Below are 12,159 nucleotides of genomic sequence, written 5' to 3' on the forward strand. Positions count from 1 at the left end.
ATTCACCCAATATTAATTTATGCGTTGTTTTTTCCAGGCTCAGCGGCGGGCAGCGTGATACGAAAACAGATAAGCCCAGATTTATCATCAACCAGGCTCAGCTCGCCCTGCATTTGCCGTACACAGTCACGAGCGATGCTTAGCCCCAGACCGCTGCCTTTTACCGCCCCTTTACGCTGGTGGCTTCCCTGATAAAAAGGCTCGAAAATCATCTGTTTTTCCGCAGGCGGGATCGGCTCGCCATTATTGATAACGTCAATGCACACCTGCTCGCCGTGCCGATAGCTATGAATTTGAATGTTACCGGATTCAGCACCATAGTGCACCGCATTGGAGTAGAGATTGTCCAGAACGCTCACCAGAAGTTCGGGCTCCGCCAGGCAAAAGCGCTGGGTGAGCGTCAAGTCGGTTTGCATCATTTTAGCTCTTGCCGGCAGGCTATGGGCGGAAACCACATTGTTCACCAGCTCAGCGAGATTGACCGTCTCGCGTGCAACCGGGCCATCGGCCTGCTGCCGGTTGTAATCCAGCAGTTGTTCAATCAGCTTTTGTAGATTGCGGCTGCTACTATCAAGAATCTCCACGATCTCCTGCTGTTCGGGCGTTAGCGGCCCGGCCACGCGGTCAGCGAGCAGTTCCGTCCCTTCACGCATGCTGGCCAGCGGCGTTTTCAACTCATGGGAAAGATGGCGCAAAAACTGATGACGCTGGGATTCCAGCCAGGCGAGACGTTCGCTCAGCCAGATAATGCGTTTGCCGACGGATCGCAGCTCTCGCGGGCCGGTAAACATCGCGGTATCATCCAGCGATTTTCCTTCACCCAGCCGATTAATCATTCTCTGAATACCTTTCACCGGGCCGATAATCATGCGGGTGAAAAGCAGTACCAGCGCCAGGCTGAGCAGAAACAGAACCAGCGCCTGCCAGCCGAAGAACTGGCCGCGTTCGGCAATCTCCTGTTGTAGCTGCTGCCCGCGAGAGTAGACCACCGTTCGGGTCGCCTGGACCATATCGCTATTGGCAGCGGCAAAAGCTTCCAGGCTGGCGGCAGATTTCGCCGTCGGACCGCTATTTTTGCACTGGAGCTCCGCCAGATCGTCGAGATCCTGACGTAGCGCCTGCCAGATTTTTTCATCCGGCAGGACACCCGCGTGAGCATCAAGCATTTCACTGTAGCGCTTACGCTGATTTTGATAGACCCGCGCCAGGGTTGGATCATCCAGCACGCAATACTGCCGGTAGCTGCGCTCCATCTCCAGCGCAGCATTGATCATCGCCTCGCTGCGCCGGGCATCGATAAGAGTGGTGCGATTGATATGCGCCGCCTGCGCGCTCAGCGCGTTAAGGCTTTGCCACGCCTGCCAGGCCAGAACCAATAGCGGGAGCAGGATCAGCACAAAGGAGAGCGTGACCAGCTGGCGCAGTGAACGGGGGAACAAGGAGAGTCGCTTCAAGGATATCGTCTCAATCATTAGCTCACTACGATGCTAACTGAGGACGCAATAAACATCTACGCCAGAAATAATAAAGCCAGGCTACAAGAGCCTGGCTTTATTAAGCAATGAGGCGGTGCCTTACTCGACGTTTCGCCCGATGACTGATAAAGCAGAGCTGTTATCAGGAGTTGGACGGCAGGCACCTGTTTGTGCGTCATTCGAGGTTTATGTAGCGCTTCCCGAGGGGGCTGACATAAGAAGGTGAATGAGCCACTGGTTATAATTATGCACGAACTATGCCAAATCGCAAAACATTTTATTAACACAATGAAATATAATGTCTTTTTACCATTTTATGACAGTAATGATAATGGTCATTATCTTTGCAAAGTGTCGCTAATTAGCAACACCGAATAAGTGATTTATTAACACCATTTTAAATCAATGAGTTAAGTGTCACCTTTTGACGACACCGCTATTGCACGTTTGTCGGCGATCCCCGACACCTTTTTCCCACGGTCATCACAAACAAAAAAGCCCCCTGCGATTACAGGAGGCTTAATGAGGTTTGCAAAGAAGACTTAGCCCAGCTGTTTACGCGCGTTGCGGAAAATACGCATCCACGGACTGTCTTCGCCCCAGTTTTCCGGATGCCAGGAGTTCGACACGGTACGGAAGACGCGCTCCGGGTGCGGCATCATGATAGTCGCGCGTCCGCTTTCGCTGGTCACCGCGGTAATGCCGTTTGCCGAACCGTTCGGGTTAGCCGGGTAGTTCTCCGTGACCTTACCAAAGTTATCGACGAAGCGCAGCGCCACCAGGCCTTTGCTCTCAAGCTGGGCCAGATGCGCACCATCACGAACTTCTACCTGCCCTTCACCGTGAGAAACGGCAATCGGCATCATCGAACCTACCATTCCCTGCAACAGCAGCGACGGGCTTTGGGTCACTTCAACCAGGCTGAAACGAGCTTCAAAACGGTCAGAGTGGTTGCGCACAAAGCGCGGCCACAGGTCGCTGCCGGGGATGAGCTCACGCAGGTTAGACATCATCTGACAGCCATTGCACACGCCCAGCGCCAATGTCTGTGGGCGATGGAAGAAAGTGGCAAACTCGTCGCGTACACGGTCATTGAACAGAATTGATTTCGCCCAGCCTTCACCCGCGCCTAAAACATCACCGTAGGAGAAACCACCGCAGGCCACCAGCGCCTGGAAATCAGCAAGACCGGTACGGCCCGCCAGCAGGTCGCTCATATGCACGTCGATAGCATCAAAGCCCGCACGATGGAACGCTGCCGCCATTTCTACATGGGAGTTCACTCCCTGCTCGCGCAGCACGGCAACCTTCGGACGCGCGCCGGTGGCGATATAAGGCGCAGCGATATCCTCATTGATATCGAAAGAAAGCTTCACGTTGAGGCCCGGATCGGCATCGTTAGTTTTCGCCTCGTGCTCCTGGTCGGCACACTCTGGGTTATCACGCAGACGCTGCATCTGCCAGGTGGTTTCAGCCCACCACATACGCAGCGTAGTGCGGCTTTCGCTGAACACCGGATGACCGTCGGCAGTGATGACAAAGCGATCGCCCGTGGTTGCCTGGCCAAGATAGTGAACACAATCCGCCAGGCCATTTGCGGCCAGCAGCGCTTCCACCGCCTGACGATCGGCGGCACGAACCTGAATCACACCGCCCAGCTCTTCGTTAAACAGCGCAGCCAGATGGTCATTGCCGAGCGCGGCGATATCCACGTTAACGCCGCAGTGACCGGCAAAGGCCATTTCGGCCAGCGTCACCAGCAGGCCGCCGTCGGAACGGTCATGCCAGGCCAGCAGTTTGCCTTCGGCAACCAGCGCCTGCATCGCATCCCAGAAGCCTTTCAGCTGAGCAACATCACGAACGTCTGCAGTAACATCGCCAAGCTGACGGTAAACCTGGGCCAGCGCGGTCGCGCCCAGCGCATTGTTTCCCTTACCTAAGTCAATCAGCAGTAGCGCATTATCTTCGCCAGAGAGCTGCGGGGTCACAGTGCGGCGTACGTCTTCCACACGGGCAAAAGCGGAAATCACCAGCGACAGCGGGGAAGTCATTTCGCGCTGCTCGTTGCCGTCCTGCCAGCGGGTTTTCATCGACATCGAGTCTTTACCCACTGGAATCGTCAATCCCAGCGCCGGACACAGCTCTTCGCCCACCGCTTTTACCGCTTCATATAAACCCGCGTCTTCACCCGGGTGACCGGCAGCGGCCATCCAGTTTGCCGACAGCTTCACGCGATTGAGCGCGCCAATCTGCGTCGCAGCAATGTTGGTCAGCGCTTCGCCCACCGCCAGACGAGCGGAAGCAGCGAAGTCCAGCAACGCAACCGGCGCACGTTCGCCAATTGACATGGCTTCACCGTAATAGCTGTCGAGGCTGGCGGTGGTTACCGCGCAGTTAGCGACCGGGATCTGCCACGGACCGACCATCTGATCGCGTGCGACCATGCCGGTCACGGTGCGGTCACCGATGGTGACAAGGAAAGTTTTCTCCGCCACGGTCGGCAGATGCAGCACGCGATTTACCGCGTCAGCAATAGTTATGCCCTGGCGTTCCAGACTCTGCCCCTGTGCTTTAAGGGTCTGCACATCGCGGGTCATTTTCGGCGTTTTACCCAGCAGCACGTCGAGCGGCAGATCAATCGGTCGATCGTCAAAATGGGTATCGTCAAGGCTCAGGTGCATCGCTTCAGTCGCTTCGCCAATAACCGCGTACGGTGCGCGCTCGCGACGGCACAGCTCATCGAATAGTGGCAGCTGCTCCGGCGCTACCGCCAGAACATAGCGCTCTTGAGATTCGTTACACCAGATTTCCAGCGGGCTCATGCCCGGCTCATCGCTGAGGATGTCGCGCAGCTGGAATTTACCGCCGCGTCCACCATCACTCACCAGCTCCGGCATGGCATTGGACAAACCGCCTGCGCCGACGTCATGAATAAACAGAATTGGGTTGGCATCGCCCAGCTGCCAGCAGCGGTCAATAACTTCCTGGCAGCGACGTTCCATTTCCGGGTTGTCGCGCTGTACGGAGGCAAAATCCAGGTCTGCATCAGACTGTCCCGACGCCATTGAAGAAGCAGCACCGCCGCCGAGGCCGATGTTCATCGCCGGGCCGCCAAGAACAATCAGCTTCGCGCCAACGACAATCTCGCCCTTCTGCACGTGTTCGCCGCGAATGTTGCCGATACCGCCCGCCAGCATGATGGGCTTGTGATAGCCGCGCAGCTCTTCGCCGTTGTGGCTAGTCACTTTCTCTTCATAGGTACGGAAATAACCGTTCAGCGCCGGGCGACCAAATTCGTTGTTAAACGCCGCACCGCCCAGAGGGCCATCGGTCATGATATCCAGCGCGGTCACAATACGATCCGGCTTGCCGAAATCTTCTTCCCATGGCTGCTCAAAGCCAGGAATACGCAGGTTGGAGACGGAGAAACCCACCAGCCCTGCTTTCGGCTTAGCGCCACGACCGGTCGCACCTTCGTCACGGATTTCACCGCCGGAACCGGTCGCCGCGCCCGGCCACGGAGAGATCGCCGTCGGGTGGTTATGGGTTTCAACCTTCATCAGAATATGCGCGTCTTCCTGGTGGAAGTCGTAGCGGCCCGTTTTGTGGTCAGCAAAGTAACGTCCCACCGCCGAACCTTCCATTACCGCAGCATTATCTTTATAGGCAGACAGCACGTAATCCGGAGTTTTCTCAAAGGTATTTTTGATCATCTTGAACAGCGACTTCGGCTGCTGTTCGCCATCGATGATCCAATCGGCGTTAAAAATCTTGTGCCGGCAGTGCTCGGAGTTGGCCTGCGCGAACATATAGAGTTCGATATCATTCGGGTTACGACCCAGATTATGGAAGGCATCCTGCAGATAGTCGATTTCGTCTTCCGCCAGCGCCAGCCCCAGACGGAGGTTGGCGTCAATCAGCGCCTGACGACCTTGTCCCAGTAGGTCAACGCTGGTTACCGGGGTCGGCTGATGGTGAGCAAACAGCTTTTCGCCCTCTTCCAGCGCGCCAAATACGCTTTCCATCATTCGATCGTGCAGTTCAGCCGCCACCTGCGCCCACTGCTCTTCAGTCAGGCTGCTCGCTTCAACGTAGTACGCAACGCCGCGCTCCAGGCGTACAACCTGAGACAGGCCACAGTTACGGGCAATATCGGTAGCTTTAGAAGACCAGGGAGAGATGGTGCCAGGACGGGGGGTAACGAGCAGTAGCTTGCCGGTTGGGGTATGGCTGCTTAAGTTCGGGCCATATTTTAGCAACCTCGCCAGATTCTCACGATCGTCGCCGCTTAGCGGGGCGCTGAGATCGGCAAAATGAACATACTCGGCATATATAGTGCTTACCGGAAGGTTGGCCGCCTGGAAACGTGCCAGCAGTTTATTGATACGGAATGCCGACAGTGCAGGTGAACCACGCAAAATTTCCATCATAAGTCTCTCGTCTTCGAAGCTTTCAGGGTGAGCCGGGGGAAACGGGCGCCATTATAGTGAATCCTGCGCCCCGACGAAACCGTTTGCGTAGAAATAAAATGGTTGCCAGGGTTTATCAATAAATGTGACCCGACTCGCGAATAAGTTGCCAACTGGCGCATTCTTAAGCAAAATGCCGCTCATTCGACGACAACCTTTTACTTTTTCCGGTCATAGTCTGCTGAGGAACGCAAAGCTGCAGAAGATTAACTATCTGAAAAAACTAAAGATTAATTATCTGCTCATCGGCATTGTAACCCTCTTGCTGGCGGCTGCCCTGTGGCCGTCTCTCCCGTGGATGGGGAAACCAGAGAACCGTGTGGCGGGGATTATGGCGCGCGGAGAACTGCGCATCAGCACCATTAATTCGCCAATGACCTTCGCGACCCTCAATGACAAAATCTACGGTTTCGATTATGAGCTGGCACAGCAGTTTGCCGACTACCTTGGGGTCGAGCTGAAGGTGACCGTCCGACAAAATATCAGCCAGCTATTCGATGACCTCGATGAGGGAAAAGCCGACATGCTGGCGGCAGGACTGGTCTACAACTCTGAACGGGTAAAGAACTATCAGCCCGGGCCAACCTACTATTCCGTTTCACAACAGCTGGTGTATCGCAAAGGTAGCCTGCGCCCGCGCAGCCTCGCTAATCTTACCGCGGAGCAGTTGGCTATCGCCCCCGGGCACGTGGCGATTAACGACCTGCAGGCATTAAAAGAACAAAAATATCCGGACCTCGACTGGCGCGTGGATGATAAACGCGGCACCACGGCGCTGATGCAGGCGGTGATCGACGGTAAGCTCGATTACACCATCGCGGATTCGGTCGCCGTCAGTCTGTTCCAACGCGTCCACCCGGAACTGGCCGTCGCGCTGGATATCAGCGATGAGCAACCGGTGACCTGGTTTAGTGAAAAAGGCGAAGATAACTCGCTGTCGGCGGCGATGCTCGATTTCTTCAATAACATTAATGAAGACGGCATCCTTGCGCGACTGGAAGAGAAATACCTCGGCCACGGTAACGATTTTGACTATGTTGATACGCGCACCTTCCTGCGCGCCGTGGAGAACGTCCTCCCTGATCTACAGCCGATGTTCGAAAAATATGCCCGGCAGATAGACTGGCGCCTGCTGGCGGCCATCTCATGGCAGGAGTCGCATTGGGACCCTCAGGCTACCTCTCCGACCGGCGTACGCGGAATAATGATGCTCACCCGCAATACCGCCCTGAGCCTGGGACTGACCGACCGTACCGATGCAGACCAAAGCCTCGACGGCGGCATGCGTTATCTACAGGATATGATGAGTAAAGTGCCCGACTCCGTTCCCAAAGACGAACGTATCTGGTTTGCGCTGGCGGCTTACAATATGGGCTACGCGCATATGCTTGACGCGATGGCGCTAACCAAAAAGCAGAAAGGTAATCCCAATAGCTGGGCCGATGTGAAGCAGCGTCTGCCGTTGCTGAGCCAGAAAAACTATTACAGTCGGCTGAAGTACGGCTTTGCGCGCGGTCATGAGGCCTACGCCTATGTCGAGAATATCCGCAAATACCACATCAGCCTTGTGGGTTACCTCTCTGAGAAAGAGAGAAAAGAGGCGCAGATTGCGGCGCTTGGCGAACACTATCCGGCGGTCATGCCGGATGAGTTAAATAAAGAAGAACAGTACGCCATGTCCTTTTTCAGCTTTCGCGCCGAAACGCTGGTCGATAACGCAAAATTTAAAATCCCAGGACTGGGCCATTAATCTTCCGTTTGCTGACGCGCCTTTTTAAGCAGTTTTTTCTCTTCGCGCCGCCAGCGGAAAAAATCGCTCAGCATACCGGAGCACTGTTCTGCCAGGAGTCCTTCGGTTATTTCTACCCGATGATTCATCCCCGGATGATGCAGCACGTCGATCAACGACCCGGCAGCGCCGGTTTTCGCATCCCTGGCACCGAATACCAGCCGTGAAATGCGGCTATGCACCATCGCCCCGGCGCACATTACGCAAGGCTCAAGGGTGACGTACAGCGTCGCGTCAACCAGACGGTAGTTTTGCAGCACCATCCCCCCCTGGCGCAACGCCATAATCTCAGCATGCGCAGTAGGATCGTGACGGCCAATTGGCCGGTTCCAGCCTTCACCGATGACCTGATGATTGTGCACCAGCACCGCGCCGACCGGCACCTCGCCCTCTTCCCAGGCGCGTTTCGCCAGCGTCAAAGCATGACGCATCCAGTATTCATCATTTAATTCATGGTCAGACAAAGCGGGCACTCCTGCGGAAAAAGCGGGGCGCATTATACATGGACGCTATGTATTACACACTATTCTAACTGCTGAAGATCGCCTTGTGGGGTTACTCGCCAGCGGTGCTGGCAAAAATAGAGCAGCGGATTGTCCTGTTCGCTGTCGCTATAGCCACTGTACAAGCGCAGCGGAGCACCGATTTTTTGCTCCAGTTGCGCGACTTTTTCGTTACCCAGACAGCGCAGCGTTAAAACCCAGCCGCCGCAACGGCGCTCCATCCGACTGGCAATCAGATTCACTCGCGGCAACCATGCAGTATCAAAATAGACCTGCTCCACCAGCGACTGCGGCGACCCGGTAATCAACCAAACGTCCGCATCGGTGCTGGTCAGATAATCCGTCAACCGTGACTGAACAACAGGAAAAGCCGTGACATGCTGCCGGAACCAGTGAACAAAACTCGCCTCAAGACGTTTCAGATGCCTCTCACTGCGCCCGAAAGTCGTAGCCCACAGCAGCAGACTCATCGGCCAGCGTGCGGCCCGACCGTTTAGCAACAGCCCGGCAAGAATAACGGGCAACAGAGGAAGAACCAGCAATGTATTCAACGGCTGATGACGTAGCACATAGCGCAAGAAACTGCCGAACATGTCCTGCTGATGCAAGGTGCCATCCAGATCAAAGAAAACCACTCGCCGCATGCTACTATTCAAAACCGCCTCCTCTGGATTAACACCTCGATAACCAATAGCTTAACAGCCTTACGCATTGAATAGCGAAAACATCCGCCATCGTTGAGCCGGGATTAAGGTAAAACCTCCTTGCAGAGAAATCTGAGCGGTTGAATTTTTAATTCGCACTATTCCCCTTATAATTGAATACAAAATTCTTTCAGCCGAGGGTGAAAGCTGTCCTCCGGAGCCGCTATGAACTGTTTGACCCGAATCCGCCAACGCTACCCCACGCTGGCCACAAGTGATAAAAAACTGGCCGATTTTATTCTGACCCAACCGGATCAAACCCGCCACCTCAGCTCACAGCAGCTGGCGGGCGAAGCCGGAGTCAGCCAGTCGAGCGTGGTGAAATTCGCGCAAAAGATGGGTTTTAAAGGTTTCCCGGCGTTGAAACTGGCGTTAAGCGAAGCGCTGGCTAGCGCCCCCACTCCGCAATCCGTACCGGTGCATAACCAGATTCGCGGGGATGATCCTCTCCGGCTGGTGGGCGAAAAGCTGATTAAAGATAATATTGCAGCAATGCATGCCTCTCTGGACGTCAACAGCGAAGAAAAGCTACTGGAAGCCGTTGCGCTACTGCGCAATGCCCGGCGGGTCATTATTACCGGTATTGGTGCATCGGGTCTGGTGGCGAGGAACTTTAGCTGGAAGCTGATGAAAATCGGCATTAACGCCGTTTCTGAGCAGGATATGCATGCCCTTCTGGCAACGGTACAGGCGATGGCGGCAGACGATCTGCTGCTGGCCATCTCCTACTCTGGTGAACGACGTGAAATTAATATGGCGGCAGGTGAAGCATTGCGAGTGGGGAGCCAGATCCTGGCGATCACCGGTTTTAACCCCAATGCCCTTCAACAGCAGGCAACTCTGTGCCTGTATACCATCGCTGAAGAACAGGCCACGCGCAGCGCCGCGATCTCCTCAACCAGCGCGCAAATGATGCTGGCCGACCTGCTGTTTATGGGGCTGGTCCAGCAGGATCTTGAACGCGCCCCGGATCGCATTCGTCATAGTGAAGCGCTGGTGAAAAAGCTGGTCTGAAAGCGGGCTCTTCTGCATTTCGCAAAAGAGCCCCTGGATTTATTGCGCTTCTTTGGCGTGAATCAGCTGAGTCAGAAGCTTGTTAACCGGTACGGCAATATTGTTCTGCATCCCAATACGCGCAATCGCCCCATTTAAATAGTCAATTTCAGTGAGTCGCCCTTTATGTAAATCCTGATACATAGAAGGATAGTGATGGCCGCTTTCGCGTGGGTCGAATACTTTCTTCACCGTATTCATCACCATTTCCTGTGTCAACGGAATATTCTGGCTGGCTGCTACCAGAACAAACTCATCTACCACTGCCTGCGCTAAATCTAATGCTCCCGGTCGATTGCCAAAACCGCCAACATTACAATCCAGCAGTGCACAATAAGTATTCATTACGCTATTAAAAGCCGCTTTCTTCCAGATTGATAATAATACGTCAGGACTAATTTCCGCATTCAGCCCGGCGCTATTAAGGGTGGCAACCACTCTGGCTTCCTGGTCAGCATCCTGACTGGCAATGGGCTGCAGCTCAATCGTCCCCGTGCCGGTGGCCATAATATGTCCGGCACCCTCCAGTTCGCTCGACCATAACGTGACGCCAGCATAGATTTTTTCCCGATCAACGTAGTTTGCCAGCGTTTCGATATTTCCCAGACCATTAGATAAAATCATCACGACTTTCGCTGCGGGTAGCAACGGCTTAATACGCTGTAGCATGCTGTCCAGTTGCATGGCTTTGGTAAACAGAATAACCAGTTCAAATTCCCCCTGTGCCTTATCAGCCATAACTGCGGGTATCGGATAATACTGTTGAGTCGTTTCCGTTTCGACAAACAATCCCTTACTGCAAATAGCATCAACATGTTCCTGCCAGCTATCGATAAGCGTCACGTCATGTCCGGCAGCCAGTAACATATAGCCAAAACGGCACCCCATAGCCCCTGCACCTGCGATTGCAATTTTCATCTTTATTTCCTTATGATTTGATCAATGTATTTTGGCTAAAACCATTCCAACATAACGTTTAGTCACCAGCGTGAGCACTACCCCAATAAGCAATAAGACCGTGGTGAGAATAAATACCGTATTATAACTCCCTGTATATTTCGCTATAGCTGATGTAACATACGGCGCAATAACCGCACCAACGGCAAAACCAAAATACATAAATCCATAGTTTAATCCCTGATTACGCATGCCAAAGTTCTGACTGGTCAGTCCTGGGAAGATAACTAATATCCCGGCATAAGCAAAGCCAACGCCCAGTGCACTGAAATAGAACACCGAAGTATTACCGTTAAAAAAGAGCAACAGCAGCATACAAAGGCAGGTAAAGAGATAAACAATCACCAGCGTATTATACCCGCCTAACTTATCGGTCAAACCTCCCCAGAACAGGCGACCAATAGAGTTAAATATCGATACCAGACTGACAATCAATGCCCCGGATATTAAACCATATTGCGTCATACCAATTTGTGCAGAGCTTGAACTGATCACCATTCCGGAGAATACGCCCAGCGCCAGAATCATAAAGAGTAGCCAAAAACGCAGATCCTTAAGCATGTGTCGATAATCTTTATCCATTGGCGATGCTTTAATTCCCCCACTATCTTTTGCAGGTGCGCTTCGAATAAAGAACTGCACGATAAAAATGACCACCAGATATACAATCCCAAGATATAATAATGCCCGGCTGACATCATGGGTTTGCGACATAAAGTATTCGGCAAGGCGGGTGCATAGTAGCGTCCCTACACCAACACCGGCCAGAACGATGCCGCTGGCAAGTCCTCGCCGATCAGGGAAAAACTTCAAGATATTATTAAGATTACCCGTGAAAGCCAGTCCCGATCCCAACCCGGCGATGACCCCGTAGGTTAAGAATAACATTGGCAAATTATCCACGAACCCGGACAAGATAAAACCTAAAGAAAACAGGATGCCACCGATGACAATCGCCTGTTTTCCTTTGCCGTTATCGATCATCCTCCCGCCCCAAATCATCGGTAAAGGAATGATCCCCATATTGATAGAAAATGCCAACGCCAGGGTCGCGGGGTCCCAGTGATATTGCTCCATTAATGGCGTTTTAAAATAGCTAAATGCATAGACGCCCCCGAGTACAAAATTTATGCACACGTGGGCGGCAAGCATTCCCCAGCGGTTGATTGATACCGACATAACTTTTCCTTTTTTAAAATGCACTGATCA

The 12,159-nt window shown here is 53.6% G+C and carries 8 protein-coding genes; 2 read left to right on the forward strand and 6 right to left on the reverse strand.

Annotation, left to right across the window (positions count from 1 at the left end; all coding sequences use genetic code 11):
* Positions 1-17 precede the first annotated feature (17 nt).
* Positions 18-1,454, reverse strand: coding sequence for a sensor histidine kinase (locus QVF11_RS21035; RefSeq protein WP_112215501.1), 1,437 nt, complete (start codon positions 1,452-1,454; stop codon positions 18-20).
* A 563-nt stretch (positions 1,455-2,017) separates the two neighbouring features.
* Complete coding sequence (gene purL, locus QVF11_RS21040; RefSeq protein WP_287859014.1) at positions 2,018-5,905, reverse strand: phosphoribosylformylglycinamidine synthase; 3,888 nt, start codon at positions 5,903-5,905, stop codon at positions 2,018-2,020.
* A gap of 172 nt (positions 5,906-6,077) precedes the next feature.
* On the opposite strand from purL, the gene mltF reads away from it, so the two are divergent.
* Complete coding sequence (mltF, locus tag QVF11_RS21045; protein WP_287859048.1) at positions 6,078-7,694, forward strand: membrane-bound lytic murein transglycosylase MltF; 1,617 nt, start codon at positions 6,078-6,080, stop codon at positions 7,692-7,694.
* On the opposite strand, the gene tadA is transcribed toward mltF, so the two are convergent.
* Positions 7,691-8,197: a tRNA adenosine(34) deaminase TadA gene (gene tadA / locus QVF11_RS21050; protein ID WP_220471462.1), complete on the reverse strand. Its 507-nt coding sequence runs from the start codon at positions 8,195-8,197 to the stop codon at positions 7,691-7,693. The genes mltF and tadA overlap by 4 nt on opposite strands.
* 59 nt (positions 8,198-8,256) lie before the next feature.
* On the reverse strand, positions 8,257-8,880 hold the full coding sequence (gene yfhb, locus QVF11_RS21055; protein WP_167492856.1) for a phosphatidylglycerophosphatase C: 624 nt from the start codon (positions 8,878-8,880) through the stop codon (positions 8,257-8,259).
* A gap of 225 nt (positions 8,881-9,105) precedes the next feature.
* Here yfhb and QVF11_RS21060 point away from each other — a divergent pair, with 225 nt between their 5' ends.
* Positions 9,106-9,954 carry a MurR/RpiR family transcriptional regulator gene (locus QVF11_RS21060; RefSeq protein ID WP_287859017.1) on the forward strand — a complete coding sequence of 283 codons (849 nt, stop codon included), beginning with the start codon at positions 9,106-9,108 and terminating at the stop codon, positions 9,952-9,954.
* A gap of 39 nt (positions 9,955-9,993) precedes the next feature.
* Here the strand turns inward: QVF11_RS21060 and QVF11_RS21065 are convergent, their stop codons facing one another.
* Together QVF11_RS21065 and QVF11_RS21070 are read right to left on the reverse strand one after the other, a co-directional pair.
* Entirely contained in the window at positions 9,994-10,911 is a 918-nt protein-coding gene (locus tag QVF11_RS21065) for an oxidoreductase (protein WP_287859019.1), read from the reverse strand.
* Between the two features lie 21 nt (positions 10,912-10,932).
* Entirely contained in the window at positions 10,933-12,129 is a 1,197-nt protein-coding gene (locus tag QVF11_RS21070; protein ID WP_112215431.1) for an L-lactate MFS transporter, read from the reverse strand.
* Between the last annotated feature and the right edge of the window lie 30 nt (positions 12,130-12,159).

The organism is Klebsiella sp. (assembly GCF_027492335.1).
GTDB classification, from domain to species: domain Bacteria; phylum Pseudomonadota; class Gammaproteobacteria; order Enterobacterales; family Enterobacteriaceae; genus Klebsiella; species Klebsiella huaxiensis.

Excerpts from the sequence above, each read along its gene's own strand:
- purL (WP_287859014.1), bottom strand. The coding sequence starts at position 5,905 with ATGATGGAAATTTTGCGTGGTTCACCTGCACTGTCGGCATTCCGTATC.
- mltF (WP_287859048.1), top strand. The coding sequence starts at position 6,078 with ATGCCGCTCATTCGACGACAACCTTTTACTTTTTCCGGTCATAGTCTG.
- yfhb (WP_167492856.1), bottom strand. The coding sequence starts at position 8,880 with ATGCGGCGAGTGGTTTTCTTTGATCTGGATGGCACCTTGCATCAGCAG.
- QVF11_RS21060 (WP_287859017.1), top strand. The coding sequence starts at position 9,106 with ATGAACTGTTTGACCCGAATCCGCCAACGCTACCCCACGCTGGCCACA.
- QVF11_RS21065 (WP_287859019.1), bottom strand. The coding sequence starts at position 10,911 with ATGAAAATTGCAATCGCAGGTGCAGGGGCTATGGGGTGCCGTTTTGGC.
- QVF11_RS21070 (WP_112215431.1), bottom strand. The coding sequence starts at position 12,129 with ATGTCGGTATCAATCAACCGCTGGGGAATGCTTGCCGCCCACGTGTGC.